Annotated in this window: 17 protein-coding genes; 9 read left to right on the top strand and 8 right to left on the bottom strand. The window is 74.4% G+C overall.

The window, feature by feature from the left end:
• The first annotated feature begins 82 nt into the window (after window positions 1–82).
• A complete protein-coding gene (locus ACFYOJ_RS05360) occupies window positions 83–583 on the top strand; it encodes a hypothetical protein (RefSeq protein WP_356553462.1) in 501 nt (166 codons plus the stop codon).
• A 46-nt stretch (window positions 584–629) separates the two neighbouring features.
• Window positions 630–1,511 carry a formyltetrahydrofolate deformylase gene (purU, locus tag ACFYOJ_RS05355; protein ID WP_356553464.1) on the top strand — a complete coding sequence of 294 codons (882 nt, stop codon included), beginning with the start codon at window positions 630–632 and terminating at the stop codon, window positions 1,509–1,511.
• 46 nt (window positions 1,512–1,557) lie between these two features.
• Here the strand turns inward: purU and ACFYOJ_RS05350 are convergent, their stop codons facing one another.
• Window positions 1,558–2,841: a zf-HC2 domain-containing protein gene (locus ACFYOJ_RS05350; RefSeq protein ID WP_356553465.1), complete on the bottom strand. Its 1,284-nt coding sequence runs from the start codon at window positions 2,839–2,841 to the stop codon at window positions 1,558–1,560.
• Window positions 2,838–3,416 (bottom strand): sigma-70 family RNA polymerase sigma factor, encoded by a 579-nt coding sequence (locus tag ACFYOJ_RS05345; RefSeq protein ID WP_356553467.1) that lies wholly within the window; start codon window positions 3,414–3,416, stop codon window positions 2,838–2,840. Before ACFYOJ_RS05345 ends, ACFYOJ_RS05350 begins: the two co-directional genes overlap by 4 nt.
• 361 nt (window positions 3,417–3,777) lie before the next feature.
• Between ACFYOJ_RS05345 and ACFYOJ_RS05340 the strand changes: the two genes are divergently transcribed.
• The 3 genes from ACFYOJ_RS05340 to ACFYOJ_RS05330 all read left to right on the top strand — a co-directional run bounded on the left by ACFYOJ_RS05340 (window position 3,778) and on the right by ACFYOJ_RS05330 (window position 5,801).
• Window positions 3,778–4,167, top strand: a complete 390-nt coding sequence (locus tag ACFYOJ_RS05340) for an STAS domain-containing protein (protein ID WP_356553468.1) — start codon at window positions 3,778–3,780, stop codon at window positions 4,165–4,167.
• A gap of 158 nt (window positions 4,168–4,325) precedes the next feature.
• Window positions 4,326–4,838, top strand: a complete 513-nt coding sequence (locus tag ACFYOJ_RS05335) for an EF-hand domain-containing protein (protein WP_356553470.1) — start codon at window positions 4,326–4,328, stop codon at window positions 4,836–4,838.
• A gap of 504 nt (window positions 4,839–5,342) precedes the next feature.
• On the top strand, window positions 5,343–5,801 hold the full coding sequence (locus ACFYOJ_RS05330) for an ATP-binding protein (protein WP_356553548.1): 459 nt from the start codon (window positions 5,343–5,345) through the stop codon (window positions 5,799–5,801).
• 343 nt (window positions 5,802–6,144) lie between these two features.
• Here ACFYOJ_RS05330 and ACFYOJ_RS05325 read toward each other — a convergent pair whose 3' ends face one another.
• Window positions 6,145–7,152: a helix-turn-helix domain-containing protein gene (locus ACFYOJ_RS05325; RefSeq protein WP_356553472.1), complete on the bottom strand. Its 1,008-nt coding sequence runs from the start codon at window positions 7,150–7,152 to the stop codon at window positions 6,145–6,147.
• A gap of 71 nt (window positions 7,153–7,223) precedes the next feature.
• Here ACFYOJ_RS05325 and ACFYOJ_RS05320 point away from each other — a divergent pair, with 71 nt between their 5' ends.
• On the top strand, window positions 7,224–8,537 hold the full coding sequence (locus ACFYOJ_RS05320) for an MFS transporter (protein WP_356553474.1): 1,314 nt from the start codon (window positions 7,224–7,226) through the stop codon (window positions 8,535–8,537).
• Between the two features lie 57 nt (window positions 8,538–8,594).
• Here ACFYOJ_RS05320 and ACFYOJ_RS05315 read toward each other — a convergent pair whose 3' ends face one another.
• Entirely contained in the window at window positions 8,595–9,260 is a 666-nt protein-coding gene (locus ACFYOJ_RS05315; RefSeq protein WP_356553476.1) for a pyridoxal 5'-phosphate synthase, read from the bottom strand.
• 309 nt (window positions 9,261–9,569) lie between these two features.
• A complete protein-coding gene (locus ACFYOJ_RS05310; RefSeq protein WP_356553549.1) occupies window positions 9,570–10,205 on the bottom strand; it encodes a TetR family transcriptional regulator in 636 nt (211 codons plus the stop codon).
• A gap of 134 nt (window positions 10,206–10,339) precedes the next feature.
• Here ACFYOJ_RS05310 and ACFYOJ_RS05305 point away from each other — a divergent pair, with 134 nt between their 5' ends.
• The 3 genes from ACFYOJ_RS05305 (at window position 10,340) to ACFYOJ_RS05295 (ending at window position 14,382) form a co-directional block, all read left to right on the top strand.
• Window positions 10,340–11,098 carry a VOC family protein gene (locus ACFYOJ_RS05305; protein ID WP_356553477.1) on the top strand — a complete coding sequence of 253 codons (759 nt, stop codon included), beginning with the start codon at window positions 10,340–10,342 and terminating at the stop codon, window positions 11,096–11,098.
• Between the two features lie 199 nt (window positions 11,099–11,297).
• Window positions 11,298–13,697: a serine/threonine-protein kinase gene (locus ACFYOJ_RS05300; RefSeq protein WP_356553478.1), complete on the top strand. Its 2,400-nt coding sequence runs from the start codon at window positions 11,298–11,300 to the stop codon at window positions 13,695–13,697.
• A 73-nt stretch (window positions 13,698–13,770) separates the two neighbouring features.
• On the top strand, window positions 13,771–14,382 hold the full coding sequence (locus ACFYOJ_RS05295; RefSeq protein ID WP_356553479.1) for a hypothetical protein: 612 nt from the start codon (window positions 13,771–13,773) through the stop codon (window positions 14,380–14,382).
• An 18-nt stretch (window positions 14,383–14,400) separates the two neighbouring features.
• On the opposite strand, the gene ACFYOJ_RS05290 is transcribed toward ACFYOJ_RS05295, so the two are convergent.
• Genes ACFYOJ_RS05290 through ACFYOJ_RS05280 form a run of 3 tightly spaced genes read right to left on the bottom strand, consistent with a single transcriptional unit; the run spans window position 14,401 to window position 17,655 of the window.
• Window positions 14,401–15,801 (bottom strand): FAD-dependent monooxygenase, encoded by a 1,401-nt coding sequence (locus ACFYOJ_RS05290; RefSeq protein WP_356553481.1) that lies wholly within the window; start codon window positions 15,799–15,801, stop codon window positions 14,401–14,403.
• The gene (locus tag ACFYOJ_RS05285; RefSeq protein WP_356553483.1) at window positions 15,794–17,041 is read right to left on the bottom strand and encodes an MAB_1171c family putative transporter; all 1,248 of its coding nucleotides are present in this window, start codon (window positions 17,039–17,041) and stop codon (window positions 15,794–15,796) included. Before ACFYOJ_RS05285 ends, ACFYOJ_RS05290 begins: the two co-directional genes overlap by 8 nt.
• Entirely contained in the window at window positions 17,041–17,655 is a 615-nt protein-coding gene (locus ACFYOJ_RS05280; protein WP_356553484.1) for a toxin, read from the bottom strand. Before ACFYOJ_RS05280 ends, ACFYOJ_RS05285 begins: the two co-directional genes overlap by 1 nt.
• Between the last annotated feature and the right edge of the window lie 215 nt (window positions 17,656–17,870).

Genomic DNA, 17,870 nt, shown 5'->3' with positions numbered 1-17,870 from the left:
AGTGATCTCCGGTCAACGCGGGGTGACACCGAGGTGAATTGCGGGGGCCGGCACGGCACGGACGGAGGGGAACGTACGATCGATGACCGTGCAAGGTTCGGAGAACACTTCCCGTCGCGGCCGCCGCTCCTCCACCATGGGGGGCATGCCGCTCAACGACATGCCGTGGTGGCGCTGGCGCAGCAATGTGCGCTCCGCGCTGCACATGCTCTCCGCCCCCGCCTTCCAGCGGGACGTCTGGCTGGCCGGCACGCCCGGCTACGGCGACGTCACGGACGCGGTGTACCGGCTGGTGGAGGACACCTGGCTGGACCACTGGTCCGCAGAGAAGTACGTCGGCACCATCTTCCGGGACTCCCAGGAGGCGGCCCTCGTCGACACCGCCGTGCTGCGGGTGCTGCGGATCATGCACCAGGTGGGGCCGGACGCGCCGGTGTCCGCCTACCTCGGCCACCCGGACTGGCCGGAGGCGGTGCGGGCGGCCCGGGACGCGCACGTCCGGCTGGCCACCAGCGACGGCGACGACCCGGAGGCCGCGCCGCGCAGCCTCGATCTCCTGCGGCTCATGACCCGGTCCGCCTGACGGGACGGCCGCCGGTCACCGGACCGGATATGGGACCCTTTCCCGCATGAACGAGCAGCCCAGCACCGCCGCCGCACCGGCCGAACAGTACGTCCTCACCCTCTCCTGCCCCGACAAACAGGGCATCGTGCACGCCGTGTCGAGCTACCTGTTCATGACCGGCTGCAACATCGAGGACAGCCAGCAGTTCGGTGACCACGACACCGGACTGTTCTTCATGCGGGTCCACTTCTCGGCCGAGGCACCGGTGACGGTGGAGAAGCTGCGGGCGAGCTTCGCGGCGATCGGCGACTCCTTCCACATGGACTGGCAGATCAACCGGGCCGACGAGAAGATGCGCATCGTCCTCATGGTGAGCAGGTTCGGGCACTGCCTGAACGACCTGCTCTTCCGGGCCCGGATCGGGGCACTGCCGGTGGAGATCGCCGCCGTGGTGTCCAACCACACCGACTTCGCGGAGCTGGTGGGCTCCTACGACATCCCCTTCCACCACATCCCCGTGACGAAGGACACCAAGGCGGACGCCGAGGCGCGGCTGCTGGAGATCGTGCGCGAGGAGAACGTCGAGCTGGTCGTCCTCGCCCGCTACATGCAGGTGCTCTCCGACGACCTGTGCAAGCGGCTCAGCGGCCGGATCATCAACATCCACCACTCCTTCCTGCCGAGCTTCAAGGGCGCCAAGCCGTACCACCAGGCGCACGCCCGGGGCGTGAAGCTGATCGGGGCGACCGCGCACTACGTGACGGCCGACCTCGACGAGGGGCCGATCATCGAGCAGGAGGTCGAGCGGGTCGGCCACGACGTCACGCCGGACCAGCTGGTCGCGATCGGGCGGGACGTGGAGTGCCAGGCGCTGGCGCGCGCCGTGAAGTGGCACGCGGAGCGGCGCATCCTGCTGAACGGGCGCCGCACGGTGGTCTTCGCCTAGGAGACGGGGGCCTGCCCCGAGGCCGCCCGCGAAGCCGCCGCCACCCCTACATCCGGCTCAGGCTCGCCGCCGCGAACAGCACGTCCCGGATCGCCTCGCGGTCCCCGACCTGCCCCGCCGCGGCCTCCGCCGGAGGCACGTGGCCCGCGGCCAGGCGGCAGAACTCGACGTCGTCCAGGGCGATGTGGGCCACCTCGTGCTCGGCGGAGCCCACCGCTCCGGGCGAGTCCAGGGAGATGAACCACTCGCCGCCGCCCGAGCCCTCGATCTCCAGCCGCAGGCTGCGCCCCGGCCCGCCCGCCGCGACCAGGTGGCGGCGGTCGCCGGGGGCGGCGAGTCCGGCCCTGCGGCGTGCGGCCAGGGCGTTCGGCAGCAGCCGGGCGGCGAGGTCGATCATGCGGTGCAGATGCTCCGGCGCGGGCTTCCTGTACGGGTAGTCCACCGCCGCGGCGATGTCCTCCGCGTGCACCCAGCACTCGAACGCCCGGTCCAGCATGGCGTCGTGCAGCGGCAGCGCGAAGTCGCCGTAGGAGACCGGCATCCGGCCGGCCCCGCCCGCACCGTCCGAGCCGCCGGTGAACGCCACCGTCCTGACGAGGGCGTGGCTCTGCTCGCGCCAGGGCGCCCGCACCGTGCGCGTGGGCGGGTAGTGCGAGGCGCGCCAGTACGCCTCGGTGCGGCTCACCGGTGTCGGCGCCCGCGGGGTGATCTCACCGAGCGGGTCGGGCAGGCCCAGTGCGACGCCGACCAGCCCGTCGACCGCCAGCAGGTGCGCGATGACCCCGGCGACGGTGGTGCGCCGGCTCGTCGTGTCCTCCTCCTCGAACCAGCGCAGCCGGACCGGCGCGTGCCACTCGGCGTCCCCGAAGTCCTGCAGCAGCGCGTCCAGCCGCGCCGTCTCGGCGTCGTACGGCGCGGCCCACCCGGGGACCGGGATGCGGGGCGGGCGGCGTTCCAGGCAGCCCTCCAGGACGCGGGTGCGCAGGGCGGGTTTCAGATCGAGGGCGTCGGGACGCTGGAGCAGTCCGACGGCGTCGCGCAGGCGCAGCGCCTCCTCGGCACAGCCGCCGCACTCACCCAGGTGGTCCTCGACGGCCGCGGCCTCCTCGGGGGAACAGGCGGCCAGCGCCCAGGCGCCGAGGAGGGAGGTCAGCACGTGGTGCTCCAGTACGAGGGGGCCGGCCGGCCGGGCCGCGGGCAGGAGGAGCCCGCGGTCCTCCACGGAGGCGCGCGGCACCGGGATGCGCGCCGCAGGGCCGGCCGCGCCGCCGGGCACGTCGTTCCGGTCGTTCCCCTCGTTCCTGCCGTGCTCGTCGTACGCCCCGCTCATGCGGCACCTCCGTACCCGGGCGGCGCCCCCGGCGATCCGGCGTCGTGGGCGGTGGCCAGCAACTGCAGGCCCAGGCGCAGGCGGCGGCGGGCCTCGTCCTCCGTCACGCCGAGGTCGGCGGCGGCCTGACGGTAGTCGCGGCGCTGGAAGTAGGCGAGCTCCAGGGCCGCGCGCAGCGGGGCCGGCATGGACTGGACGATGTAGTCGGCGCGGGCGGCGACCGAGGCGTCGCGCACCTTGAGCTCCAGCTCCTCGACGGTGCCGGCGCCGCGCGCGAGGGCGGCCGTCTCGGTGGCCCGCAGCCGCTGCACGGCCAGGCGGCGGGTCAGCTCGGCGACCCAGGTGCGCAGCGGGCCCTGGCCGGGGTCGTAGGTGTCCGGGTGTTCCCAGACGTGCGCGAACACGTCGCGGGTGACGCGGTCGGCGGCCCCCTCGTCGTCCAGCACACGGTGCGCGAGGCCGTGGACGAGCGAGGCGTACCGGTCGTAGAACTCGCCGAGGGCGGCGGCCTCGCCCCGGGCGAGCCGTTGCTGCATCTTGCGGTCCCAGCGCAGCGGCAGGTCCTTCTTCGCCATCCGGCTCCTCCACCCCCCTGCTCGGGCCCGACGGCCGGGCCGGTCCCGGGCCGGTATCCACTCTGTGGCCACCGTCTCCCCGAATGTAGTCGGCAGGTCCGACACCGCACGCCCCTTTGTGCCAATGCACGCCCCGGGCGGCCCGCAGGTGGTAGGGCGCTTGCGCACCCTCCGGGGGGACCGCCTACCCTCCTGTGTGCGACCGAATTCGATCGAACCGGATCGAAACCGTTTGAAACAAGCCTTTTTTGATCGAGGTCTGTTTCTGGCCGGGCGTTTGCGGGAACGGCCGGTGGGCAGGCGCGCGCCCAGGAAGCGTAGGCATGACGTCCGCTTCGGGCGGAACCCGACGTACCGACGGATGAAGGGCACGGTGGTGACGCTCAAGGTGACCGGCGGCGAGCGGGGCGACTGGGCCGTGCTCCGGGTGTCGGGCGAACTGGATCTGGTGACGTCCCCGGTGCTGCGGCAGCGGGTGCACGACGAAGTGGCCGAGGGACGGCACAGCCTCGTCCTGGACCTCTCCGAGGTCCTGTTCTGCGACTCCAGCGGGGTCGGCGTGCTCATCGCCGCCCGGCGGCTGATCCGCTCCTGCCAGGGGCGGCTGCGTCTGATACTGCCCGCCCAGGGCGCCGTCGACGGCTCCCACGTCAACCGGGTCCTCGGCGCGCTCGGCGTGCGCCGGCTCTTCGACGTCCACCCCGACCTCGCCTCCGCGACCGGCGACCGCCCGCGCCCGCTCACCGCGTAGACCGCCCGGACGGACACCTCCTCGCGCGGCGGGCCTCCCCGGACCGCACCCCGGGGAGGGACGGACCCCGGTTCCCCCTGCGGGCGGGGTGCGGGCGACGTACCCTCCGTGCCAGACGCACCCACCGACGTGACGCAGCAAAGGCGGTCGGAGAAGACATGGTCAACAGCGAGTACGAGCGCAGGATCGCGGCGCGGTTCGCCACCTTCGACCAGGACGGCAACGGCTACATCGACCGGCAGGACTTCAACGCGGCGGCCAAGGCGCTGCTCGCCGAGTTCGCCGTCGCCGCCCGTTCCGACAGGGGCCAGGCCCTGTACGCCGGCGCGGAGGCGCTCTGGCAGGGCATGGCCGGCATCGCGGACCGGGACGGCGACCAGCGCATCACCCGCGACGAGTTCGTCACCGCGGCGGTCAAGAGGCTGCGGGACAACCCGGAGGGGTTCGCCGAGATCGCCCGTCCCTTCCTGCACGCGGTCCTGGCCGTGGCCGACGCGGACGGCGACGGCGCCGTCACCGTGGCCGACACCGCGCGCGTGCTCACCGCGCTCGGCGTCCCCGCGGACGCGGCCCGCGCGGTCGCCGGCGAACTCGACGCGGACGGCGACGGCAGGGTCGGGGAGGCGGAGGCCGTCCCGGCCTTCGCCCGCTGGTTCACCGTCCCCGAGTGACCCGTCGACCCGCGCGGGGACGGCGCGTCCCGCGCGGTGTCACGCTCCGTGGCGGGAAAGGCTCCCGGAAGGTGAGCGGCGGGCCGGTTCCCGTGGGCGCCACGTCACGGTCCGGAGCCGGCGCTCGCCCTCCGGCGCCCTGCGCGGGGAGCGCACACCCCGGGGCGCCGGGTGTCCCGGCACTGCTTCCGGCGCGCCCTGACGAGCGACGTACGCGCCTTGCCCCCGGGGCGGAACGGCCTTGAGCCGCCCCCCTGTTCGACTCCCCGGGACGGGCGTCGCACAGTATGCCGCACGAGTACTCCTTCGCGCGGGAATATGCCCGAAGCGCTTGTTGACGTGACGGAACGTCAACCATGCTGTCCCGTACGGGAATCACGTTCCGTGATGCCCGACCCGGCCGTTGTTCTGGTCATGCAGGAAATGGCTACGATCGTGGCCCTCATGAGGCGCGAGCCTTTGTGTCCGCCGGTTCGGATGGTGTGAGCGGTGCAGGTGCTTCAAGTGCAGCTGGAGATCCGGCCCGACCCCGCAGAGGTCGGGCGAGCCCGCCGGTGGGCGCGCTCACGGCTCGCCGGATCCGGGATACAGGCCGACGAACCCCTGGCCGAGACGCTGGTCCTGCTCGTCTCCGAGCTCGTCACCAACGCCGTGGTGCACACCGGCCGTCCGGCCGTGGTGCGGCTGCTCCTGCCCGGTACGGCGGACGGAGAGGCCACGGTCCGTCTCGAGGTGGACGACAACAGCGGCAACGCCCCGGCGCCCCGCTGCGTGGACGGCGACGCGACGGGCGGCCGGGGCCTCGCCCTCGTCGACGGCCTCGCCGACCGCTGGGGCTGGAGCCTCGAGGGCAGCGGCAAGCGCATCTGGTGCGAACTCGACCGCGGTACCGGCCCCGCCGGCCCGACGGCCTGCGCGGACGGCTCGGCGCCACGCGAAGGGCTGACCTACGAGGCGGTGTAGGCGAACGGGACGCACCGGCACCGCCCGTCCGGACGCCGGTGCGGTGGTGCGCCGGGTGTGCTTCCGTGCGCGTCCCCGTGAGAACGGGAGATACGGGATGAATCTCCCGCCAGTGGTTGACGGTGAGTCACCGCTTCTTCACGCTGGCAGTCAGCGATTCGCCGCGAGGGGACGGCGAGGACTCGGTGACGGAGCCCTCGGCGAGTGCGGGTCGTGATGCGGCGGCGGTTCCTCAGGGGGCGACGGGAGCCGGGCGGGAGCGCCGGAGTCGGGCGGCGGCGCGCGGTGCCATGCTCGGGGCGACCGGCACAGCGCCGCCGGCCGGCACTTTCCGGAGGCGCCCTCACCCGCCACGGGCCGTGGACGACCCGGCCCGGAACGTCCGCCGGTACGCGGTCGGTGTGACCCCGAGCACCGCCTGCAGATGCTGCCGCATCGACTGGGCCGTCCCGAAGCCCGCCTCGTGCGCCACCTGGTCGACGGAGAGCGCGGTGGACTCCAGCAGATGCCGGGCCCGTTCCACGCGCTGCAGGGTCAGCCACTGGCCCGGGCTGAGGCCCGCCTCCTCCCGGAACCGGCGGGTGAAGGTCCGCACCGACATGGCCTCCTGCTCGGCCATGTCCCGCAGCCGGATCGGCTCCTGCAGCCGGGCGAGCGCCCAGGCGCGGGCCCTGGTCGTGGACGACTGCTGCGGATCGGGCACCGGCCGCGCGATGTACTGCGCCTGCCCGCCGTCGCGGTGCGGCGGCACGACGGTCCGCCGGGCCACGTCGTTGGCGACGGCGGTGCCGTGGTCCCGGCGCACGAGGTGCACGCACAGGTCGATCCCCGCCGCGACCCCGGCCGAGGTGAGCACGTCGCCGTCGTCGACGAACAGCACGCCGGCGTCGACCCGGACCTTCGGGAACAGGCGCTGGAAGTGCTCGGCGGAGGCCCAGTGCGTGGTCGCGGGACGCCCGTCGAGGAACCCGGCGGCGGCGAGCACGTAGCCCCCCGTGCAGATGGCCACCAGCCGGGTGCCGGGCCGGATCCGGGCCAGCGCCGAGGCCAGCTCCCCGGTCGGCCTGCCCTCCTCGAACACCGGCCCCAGCTCGTACGACGCCGGGACGACGACCGTGTCCGCCGTGGCCAGCGCCTCGGGGCCGTTCTCGACCAGGATCGCGAAGTCGGCGTCCGTCCGCACCGGCCCCGGCGGCCGTACCGAGCAGGTGACGACCTCGTACAGTCCGCGCCCGTGCTCGTCCCGGGCCCGCCCGAAGATCCGCTGCGGAATGCCCAGTTCGAAGGGGATCGCGCCGTCGAGGGCGAGCACGACGACGCGGTGCGGGCGGTGCGTACGGACGGGAGTCATGGCCCGATCCTAGTGAACAGTGGCCTTCGGGCCACTCGATCGGGAAGGGCGGGTACCCGAAGCTCGATGACGTGACCCAGACAACCGACGCCACAGCAGCAGCCCGGCGGCCCGGGCCCGTCCGGCCGCGCCGCGGCACCCGGGTGCACCGTGCCTGGTGGGTGGCCGCCGTCACCTTCGTGACGATCGTCGGCGCCGCCGCCTTCCGCTCCCTGCCCGGCATCCTCATCGACCCGCTCCAGGACGACTTCGGCTGGTCGCGCGGCACCATCGGCGCCGCCGTCTCCGTCAACCTCGCGCTCTACGGCCTGACCGCGCCCTTCGCCGCCGCGCTGATGGACCGCTTCGGCATCCGCCGCGTGGTCGCCGTCGCCCTCACCGTCATCGCGCTCGGCTCGGGCCTGACCGTGTGGATGGACTCCGCCTGGCAACTCATCCTGTGCTGGGGGCTGTTGGTCGGCCTCGGCTCCGGCTCGATGGCGCTGGCCTTCGCCGCCACCGTCACCGACCGGTGGTTCACCGAACGGCGCGGACTGGTCACCGGCCTCCTCACCGCCGCCTCCGCCTCCGGACAGCTGGTCTTCCTGCCGCTGCTGTCCTGGATCGTGGAGACGTACCAGTGGCGCCCCGCGGCCGTCACCGTCGCCCTGGCCGCCCTCGCCGTGGTTCCCTTCGTCTGGCTCCTCCTGCACGACCATCCCGCCGACGTCGGCCTGAAGCCGTACGGCGCCGAGGAGTTCGTGCCCAAGCCCGCTCCCGTCCCCGGCGCCGCCCGCCGCGCCCTGAAGGTCCTGTTCTCCGCCGTGCGCACCGGCCCGTTCTGGCTGCTGGCCGGCACCTTCGCGATCTGCGGCGCCTCCACCAACGGCCTGATCCAGACTCATTTCGTGCCCGCCGCCCACGACCACGGCATGCCGCTGACCACCGCCGCCTCGCTGCTCGCCGTCATCGGCGTCTTCGACGTGATCGGCACGATCGCCTCCGGCTGGTTCACCGACCGCTTCGAACCCCGCCGCCTGCTCGCCGTCTACTACGCCCTGCGCGGCGTCTCCCTCCTCTTCCTCCCCCTCCTGCTGGCGCCCGGCGTCCACCCGCCGATGGTCTTCTTCATCGTCTTCTACGGCCTCGACTGGGTCGCCACCGTCCCGCCCACCCTCGCCCTGTGCCGCGAGCAGTACGGCGAGGACAGCGCGATCGTCTTCGGCTGGGTCCTCGCCTCCCACCAGGTCGGCGCCGCCCTCGTCGCCTTCCTCGGCGGCGTCGCCCGCGACACCTTCGGCTCCTACGACGTCGTCTGGTACGCCTCCGGAGCCCTGTGCGCGGTGGCGGCCCTGATGGCCCTGGTGATCCGGCGCCGCACCACCGCGCCGCTCGCGGCGTCCTGAACGGGGCCGCTCAGGGCCGGCCCGCTCCCGTGTCCCCGGCCGGCGCGACGCGCCGGCTCACGGCCACAGCAGCTGCGTGCGCCAGGCTCCCTCCGCCCGCCGGTAGGCGAGGCGTACGTGGCGGCGGCGGGCGTCGCCCTGGAAGAACTCCACCTCGTCCGGCCGCAGCCGGTACAGCGTCCAGGACGGCACGGGCGCGTCCGGGTCCCGCTCGGCCTGCTCCCAGGCCGCGTCCGAGGCGCGCGCCAGTTCCTCCGGGGAGCTCAGCGGGGCGCTCTGCCTGCCGGTGAGGGCGGCGGCCAGGGCGCCGGTCGACCGGACGCGCAGGTCGGCCCGGGCCTCCTCGGCCGGGGCCACGGTGACCGGGCCGCGCACCCGCACCTGGCGGCCCAGCACCGGCCAGTAGAAGACGAGCGCGGCGTAGGGGCGGGCGACGAGGTGCAGGCCCTTGCGGCTGTCGGCGTGCGTGGCGAAGGACCAGCCGTCCGCGTCCGCGCCGTGCAGCATCACGATCCGTACGTCCGGCCAGCCCTCCGCGTCGGCCGTCGCCAGCGACACGGTGTGCGGCTCGTTCTGCCCGGCCGCCACCGCCTCGGCGAACCACCGGACGAACAGCGGCAGCGGGTCGCCGGGCGCGGTGGCCGGGTCGAAGGGTGGCAGCTCGGTGACGGCCGGGTCCCACACCCGCAGCGACCTCAGCAGCTCGTGAAGATCGGTTTCCATGTCCCGATTGTCACGTGGCCGGGGGCCGGGCGCGGGGCGATCACCGTACGGTTCACCCCTGGCCGGGGGCGGAGGGGCGGCGCTCGGGCCGTACGGGGGCGAGGAGCTGCTCGCCGTGTTCTTCCCGGGCGTCCGGCGGCCCGCGTGCCTGCGCGGGGAGCGAAGTCCGGTCGGCCGGGCGGCCGTTGCGGGGCGGGCCGGTGCCGAAAAAAGGGGGGCGCGGCCGGCGGAGCGTCTGCGGGAGAAGAGGAGAGGCGCGGAGCGGAGCTCGGGCGGGGATGACAGGCCGGCGCGTGACGGTCGGCGGTGTTACTTCGCGGGCTTCTTGCCGGTGATGCCCAGGTACATCAACAGGGCGAGGGCGGGCTTGAGTTCGGCCTGCTTGACGCCCCAGGAGGTGAAGGCCTTCTGGTGCGAGGCGACGCCCGACAGCATCGTGACCAGCGCACCGGCGATCGCCGCCGGGTTCACGTCCTTGTCGGCCCTGCCCTTGGCCTGCAGGTCGGCGACGGAGTCGGCGAGGGCCGAGTTCACCGAGTTGAGGATCTTCATCCGGAGCTTGGAGAACCGCTTGTCGCCCTCCGCGGCACCCAGGTCGACGACCCGGAGGATCGCGTCGTTCTTCCGCCAGAACTCCAGGAATCCGTCGACGAGTTCCTGCGCCGTCTGCCAGCCGGACTTCCCGGTCCAGGAGCGGCCCGCCGCCAGGTCGGCCAGGACGGAGCTCTCGGCGACCGTCTGCTCGGCGATCTCCAGGACGGCTCCCTCGACGTCCGGGAAGTACTGGTAGAAGGTCGCGGGCGAAGTGCCTGCCTTCCGGGCGACATCGATGACCTTGACGTCCCGGTAGGGAGAGGAGCTGAGCATGTCGTCCAGGCAGTCGAGCAGTTTCTGCCGGGTCGCCTGCCCGCGTCGACCGGCCACGCGGCCGTCCACGGTGCGCACTTGTCCTGTCATGCCGTCAGCTTACCGACGGGCGTTCACCGCGCGATTCGGCCGACTGCAAATGGGGTGAGCGGGTGACAAGTGGCTGGAGTGCCTGGTCTGCGCGGTACGCGGGACGCGGTTACGTTGGCGGCATGGCCGAAAACAGCCCCTCCGCCTCCCGTGCGTCCGCGTACGCGGAAGGCGTCCCCTGCTGGGTGGACGCACACCTCTCCGACGTGGAGGCGGGCAAGCGCTTCTACGGCGAGCTGTTCGGATGGACCTTCGGGACGGCCGGGCACGGCGCTTTCGCGCGGGCCCGGCTGGACGGCGAGCCCGTCGCCGCGCTGGTGCCCAAGACGGACGGCCGGATGCCCAGCGTGTGGACGGTGTACTTCGCCACCCGTGACGCCCGTGCGCTGGCCGGACGGATCCGGGAGGCGGGCGGGCAGGTCGTCACCCCGCCGGAGCCCGTCGCGGACCTGGGCACGACCGCCCTCGTCACCGACCCGCAGGGCGCGGTCTTCGCCCTGTGGCAGCGGGACCCCGGCGCCGGGGAGGGCGCCTTCACCGGCTTCGGCGTACGGCACCGGCCGGGCGCGTTCGCCTGGGCCGAGCTGTACACCCGCGACACCGAGGCCGCCGACGCCTTCTACGGCGACCTGTTCCACGACGCCCTCTTCGGCCCGGACGCCGCACCCGACTTCGGCCGCGCCGCGGTGACCGACGTCTTCCCCGCCGAGATGCCGCCGCACTTCCTCGTCCACTTCCGGGTGGAGGACTGCGAGGCGGCGCTCGGCACGGTGGCCCGGCTCGGCGGACGGGTGCAGGTGCCTGCGTTCGAGACGTCGTACGGAAGGGTGGCCGTGGTGACCGACGGGCAGGGGGCGTCGTTCGCGCTGCTGCAGCGCTGAGAGCCGCCCGGCGCCCGGACCGGGCGGATGTTCGCCCTGTATTGCGGTAGGACATCCCGATTGTCCCGGGGTTCGCCACCAGCGCTCCGGACAGGAAGAATCGGGGTGTGTGCCGCCGCGGCGGTGCGGTGGTGAGACGCTGCACTTCGGCCGCGTACATATGTGGGTGGCGCGGTGCGTACGGGGAGGTGGCAGGCAAGTGGTGGATCAGCTGACGCAGCACGATCCGCGGCGGATCGGGCCGTTCGAGGTGCTGGGGCGGCTCGGCGCCGGCGGCATGGGGCTGGTCTATCTCGCACGCTCGGCGTCGGGCCGGCGGGTGGCGATCAAGACGGTCCGCACGGAGCTCGCCGAGGACCAGCTGTTCCGCGTCCGCTTCACGCGCGAGGTGGAGGCCGCCCGCGCGGTCTCCGGCTTCTACACGGCGGCCGTGGTCGACGCCGACCCCCGGGCCGCCGTGCCGTGGCTGGCCACCGCCTACGTCCCCGCGCCCTCCCTCGAGGAGATAGTCAACGAGTGCGGGCCGCTGCCGGCCCAGGCCGTGCGCTGGCTGGCGGCGGGCGTCGCGGAGGCCCTCCAGTCCATCCACGGCGCCGGACTGGTCCACCGCGACCTCAAGCCCTCCAACGTCCTCGTCGTCGAGGACGGCCCCCGGGTGATCGACTTCGGTATCGCCTCCGGCGTCTCCAACACCCGCCTGACCATGACGAACGTCGCCGTCGGCACCCCCGCCTACATGTCGCCGGAGCAGGCGAAGGACTCCCGCAGCGTCACCGGCGCCAGCGACGTGTTCTCGCTCGGCTCCATGCTGGTCTTCGCCGCCACCGGGCACCCGCCCTTCCACGGCGCCAACCCGGTCGAGACGGTCTTCATGCTGCTGCGCGAGGGCCCCGACCTGGAGGGCCTCCCGGAGGAGCTGCGGCCGCTCATCGAGTCCTGCATGCAGATGGACGCCGCCGCCCGCCCCAATCCGGCCGATCTGCAGGCCCAGCTCGCCCCGCACCTGTTCGGCTCCGGCTCCGACGACAGCGGCACGGCGTCGGCGTGGCTGCCCGAGCGGGCGGTGAGCCTGATCGAGAGCCGCCGGGGCGGCCGTACCTCCGCCCGGCCCGCCGCGCCGACGGGCGGCCGCAGCGCCGGCGCGGCCGGTGCCCGCCCGGGCGTGCCCGCGCCCCCGCTGCCGCCCCCGCCCTCGCACGACCCGGTCGTCCCGGCGCCGTCCGTGCACGGGCCCCCGGTGTCCGCGCCCGTCGGCGCACCCGACACCGGCCCCGTCCGGCTGGCCGGCGCCGCGGTGCCCATCGGCCCCGGCCCGCGCGTCGCCGACATGCGCGCCGCCGCGGTCGCCCCGCCGCCGCCGGAGTCCGCGCTCGCCGCCTCCTGGTCCCGGCCGCGCCCCGGCGTGGCCGGCGCCGACCCGGCCGTCCCCGCGCCGCCCGCCCCCGCGCCCCCCGCCGAGACGTCCCCGGCCGGCTGGCGTCCCTGGCGGTTCCGCATGTCCAACGACGTGTGGGGCACCCCGGCCGTCGACGGGGACCTCGTCTACGTCACCTCCTTCGAGGTGCACGCCCTGGACGTGGCCACCGGACGCCGCCGCTTCAAGACCCGGGACGTGGCCTGGTCGATGGCGGTCGCGGACGGACGCGTCCACGCCTCCGACGGCCCGACGCTCTTCGCCCTGGACGCCCGCGAGGGCACCGACCTCTGGCGCGTCCAGACCGACGCCTGGGTCTACTCCCTCCAGGCCGACCGGGGCACCGTCGTCACCGCCACGCGAGGCGGCGGCGTCCAGGCGTGGGAGGCCTCCGGCGGCCAGAAGCTGTGGGAGATCACCGGCTGCCAGACCGACTTCGAGTCCCCGGAGGCGGGCGCCGCCGTCCACGACGGCACGGTGTACGTCTGGCAGAACGCCCGGCTGCGCGCCCTGGACGCCCGCACCGGCGACGAGCGCTGGTCGTACCCGGTCGGCGACGCGGCGTCCTGCGGCGGCGTACCGGTCCGTCTCGCCCAGGCATCCGACGGCTACGTGTACGTCGCGGCCGGCACCCGCGTCCTCGCCCTGGAGGTCACCTCCGGGCACGTCCGCTGGCACTTCGAGGCCCCCGCGGTCTTCCTCTCCCCGCCGGTCTTCGTACCGGGCCCCGCGGTGACCGGCGGCGGCGTGTACCTGGCCGACTACCTCGGCACGGTGTACGCCCTCGACGCCACCGACGGCCGCGACCGCTGGCGCATCGCCACCGAGGCCCGCTCCGCCACCGACCCGGTGCTGGTGGCCGCGGGCCACGTGCACGTGGGCAGCGGCAAGGGCCTCTACACCCTGGACGCCGTCACCGGCACGCCCAAGTGGCGCTTCCAGGCGGGCGGCGAGATCGTCGGCGCGCCCGCGGTGGCCGAGGGCCGCATCCACTTCGGCTCGACGGACCACCTGCTCTACACGCTCAAGGCCGACGACGGCCGGCTGCGCTGGAAGCTGGCGACGGGCGGCGAGATCACCGGCTCCCCGGTCGTACGGGACGGCATCGTGTACGCCTGCAGCAAGGACCGGTGCGTGTACGCGCTGGACGCGGAGAAGGGCACGGGGACGGCCCGCACGACGTGAGACACCACCGCGCGGTCACGTGACGTGGCGGGGCGGTGACACGACTGTGACGGAAGTTCACTAGCGTGGGGGCATGACGACACGGGGACGGGCACTCAGGTACACGGCGGTCTCGGCACTGGTGGTCCTCTGCCTGACCGGCTTCTCGACGGGACGCCACGGCGGCGGGGACGGGGGAGGCGGCGGGGGCGGCTGCAGCAGCAGCGGCCAGGACCACGACAGCTCCTCGTCGTCCTCGGGCGGCGACACGTCCTCGGACGGCGACGTGTACAAGTACGACGACGACAGCTCCTACGGCGGCGGCACGAGCGGCTCCTACGGGAGCGGCGGCAGCAGCGCGGACTCCGGCAGCGGCGGGAGCGGCAGCGCGGACTCCGGCAGCGGCAACGGGAGCAGCGGCAGCGGCGGCAGCGGTGTGCAGGCCGCGACCGTGGAGCTGGTGAGCTGCGCCACCGCGGACGCCCCCTACGCCACCGTCGAGATCACCAACCCCAACGGCCGCGAGTACTCCTTCGCCGTCACCGTGCTCTTCAAGGACGGCGCCGACGACACGCTCGAGGAGGTCCGCCGGGAGACGGCCGTCCCCGCCCGGGGCACGAGCCGCCTGCGCGTCCCGTTCGACACCGGGGGCGCGGAGGCGGACCACTGCGAACTGCGCGACGACCGGTCCGCGCCGCTGACGTGACGCGGCCCCGGGCGGACGTCAGGAGCGGGCCGCCCGGCGCTCCGCCTCGGTGATCGGCGGGCCGTCCAGGTGCGGCTTCCTCGGGCCGAACAGCATGGGCACCAGCATGTCCGGCGAGAACAGCCGCGCCGGCGGCCGCTCCATGCTCATCACGTCGAGCAGGGCCCCCATGGCACGCGGGTTGCGCGCGCCGGTGGCGACGGCCCGGTCGACGTAGCGGGCGAGGAGCCGCTCCACCACGGTCGGCGGCGTGTCCGCGGCGCCCGGGTAGAAGGCGTCCTGCCCGACGGCCAGCCCCCAGGCGCCGGCGACCGGGCGGGCCGCGGCCCGCTGCAGGGCCCGGGCCGTGCCGGGCGCCGTGAGCGGGGTGCGGCGCAGCACGTCGCTCACGGCGAGGGCGCCCTGCGCGGCGACGGTCAGACCGTGCCCGTAGACCGGGTTGTAGCCGGCGACGGCGTCGCCGAGGACGGTGAAGCCGTCGGGCCAGGGCGTGAGCTTCTCGTAGTAGCGGCGCCGGTTGGCGGTGCTGCGGGTGACGGTGACGTCGCCGAGCGGTTCGGCGTCGCGCAGCAGCTCGCCGATGACCGGGTCGGCGAGGCCGAGCGCGTACGGCACGAAGGCGTCCGGGTCGGCGGTGGGCTCACCGCCGCGGGTGCCGCCGAGGGTGACGATCCACCGGTCGCCCTCCACGGGCAGGACGATGCCGCCCCGCCCCGGCGGATCGGCCGGGTTGGCCTGCACGTTGACCAGCGGGAAGGCGCCGTCGGCGGTGGTGCCGGGGGCGCGGTACACGCGGGTGGCGTAGGTGAGGCCGGCGTCGACCTCCCGCTCGGCGACCGGGGGCAGGCCCAGGGCGGCGAGCCACTGCGGGGCGCGGGAGCCGCGTCCGCTCGCGTCCACGACGAGGTCGGCGTCCAGCACCCGCTCGCCGTCGCCGCCCGCGACCCGTACGCCCCTCACCCGGCGGGCGTCGCCCTCCAGGGCCAGGGCGGAGGTGCCCTGGCACAGGGTGATCCGCCCGTCCTTGAGGACGTGGTCGCGGACGACGGAGTCCAGCAGGTCGCGCGAGCAGACCAGGTTCCGGTGCCGGGTCGCCAGGAACCTGCGGAACCAGACCTCGTTCGGGGCCCGGGAGACCATGTCGCCCATGATGTGGACCAGGCGCCCGCCCCGGCACACCACGTCGTCGACGAGCCCGGGCAGCAGCTCGCCCAGGGCCCGCACACCGCCGCTCCACACCAGGTGCGCGTGCCGGGCCTGCGGAACGCCCCGGCGCGGCTCGGGCCCCTCGGGCAGGACGTCGCGCTCGACGAGGGTGACGTCCGCGTGCTCGGCGAGCGCGGCGGCGGCGAACAGGCCCGCCGCGCTCGCGCCGATGACGACGGCGCGCGGCCGGGGGGTGACGGGATTGTCAGACATGGGCGTCGAGGCCGCTTTCTGTGCTGGTCGCCCGGCGGCCGAGGTCGGCGAGGGCACGCCGTCGGTACAGGGCGAGGGAGATGGTGCCGATGTGGTCGCTGATGTCGGTGCCGATGCCCGGCGGGCGCCCGGACGCGGAGGCGGGCGCCGGGACACCGGCGGTGTAGGCGTCGATGGCGTCGCGCAGGGCGATCGCGCCGGCGAGGCCGCGGGCCCGCGCCTCGTCGTGGGCGGCGGCCCGCGCCGCGGCGAGGGCCCGTTCGTGGACGTCGTGGCGGTAGTACGGGGCCAGCAGCCGCAGCGCGTCGTGGATGCGCTGCCGGCGCTGCATGACCCGCAGGTCCAACGGCACCCACAGCCCGAAGCGGGCCTGTGCCGCCGCCGGGGCGAGCACCCGCAGCGCCCGCCACAGCGGCCGCAGCCGCAGGTGCTCCCGCTGGTCGCGGACCGCGTTGCGCAGCGCGGGCCCGGCCTGCGGGACGATGAACCCGACGGCGACCAGCGACGCCTGCAGCAGCGCGAACGGCGGCGCGACCCGCGTGCTGAGGACGTCCCAGTCCGCGCCGCACCAACGGGCCGCCACGGCGGTCAGTTTCGCCGCGTCGAAGACCAGTCCGGAGGCGAAGCCGGCCAGCAGGAGGACGACCCCCGACCGCACCCAGGGATCGGTCACGGCCGGCGACCACTGCCGCAGCATCCGCGTGGCGACGACGCCGGTCACCGCGTGCGCGCCCAGGTAGAGCAGGATGTGCTCGCGCATCCACGGGGTGCCGGCGTAGTAGGTGTCCAGGTCGTAGATGCGCGGCTCCGGCACGCTGGCGAGCAGGAAGGTCACCCAGAGCCCGGCCACCACCCCGCCGTACGCCAGGTGGATGCGGCGGATGCCGCGCCTGCGCCGCTCCGACGGCGGCTGACGCCACCGGGTGATCATCGCCAGGCCGGTCGCGCCGGACGCGGTCAGGAACGAGTACGCGAAGGGCGAGGCGAAGTTGGGGACGCCCGTCCAGGCGTTCAGCCGCTCGATGTTGACGGGCGTGATGACGACCAGCACGCAGGCCGCGCAGGCCAGCAGCACGGTCGTCGCCCGCACCTCGGGGTTGCGCCACGCCCGCACGAACGTCGGCAGCTTGAGGAGGACGGCGAGGACGAGCAGCGCGGTGGGCAGGGCGTAGGGGATGTGGAAGTGCTGGAGGTACTGGGATGACTGGAGGTACTGGTGAGACGAAGCCGTCGGACCCATCAGAGCAGGCGCCCGCCGCGGTTGGTCAGCGACAGGTTCATCCGGCCCTCCACGGTCGCCGGGGTCACCGGGCCCTCGGCGTACCGGCCGTGCATCCAGGTGCGCGCCTCGCGGGCGAACAGCAACCCGAAGGTCTCGGCGGCGACTTCGTGCTCGTCGGGCGACTCGGCCCGCGCCGCGACGGCCCGCAGCGCGTCGCGCTCCACCTCGGTCTCGGCGAGGATCCGCTCCGCCGCCCGCCGCGCCGCGTCGGACACCTGCCGCGACGGGGCCCCGGCCCGGGCGGAGACGGCGGCGGGCCCGGCGGTGCGGTGTCCGCAGCCGCCCTGCTCCTCGTGCCACAGTTCGTGCCCGAGGATCACCAACTGCGCCTCCGGAACGGTGCGTTCCTCGACCACGATGACGGACCGGTCCCCCAGGTCCAGCCGCAGCCCCGACACCGGGACCTCCGCGGGGAACACCCGGAACAGCAGCTCCACCGGCCGCCCCGCGCGCACGCCCATCGCCCGGCAGAAGGCGCGCATGACGGCCTCCGGCTCCGCGGGCCGGTCCAGGTCCTGGGCGGCCTCCCTGCCGAGCGCACGGAGCAGCGCCTTCATCGCTCGCGGACTCACAGGCCGGTTTCCTCCCTCCCCGGGGCATCACCGACGTACACCGGTACGACGGAGAGACCTTAGTGACCCCCGGCCCTTCCTTCGACCCCTCCGAACGACTCCGGCCACGTCTTGGCCGGATCCGGCCGGCGCGGGGGCCGATGGACGCGGGTGCTCAGAGTGCCCGGCACCCGTCCACGAACGCCTGCCAGGCGCGGGGTCGGAAGAGCAGGACG

This window comes from Streptomyces sp. NPDC006384 (genome assembly GCF_042870695.1).
Lineage (GTDB): Bacteria > Actinomycetota > Actinomycetes > Streptomycetales > Streptomycetaceae > Streptomyces.
This window is presented reverse-complemented; position numbering and strand designations above follow the sequence as displayed.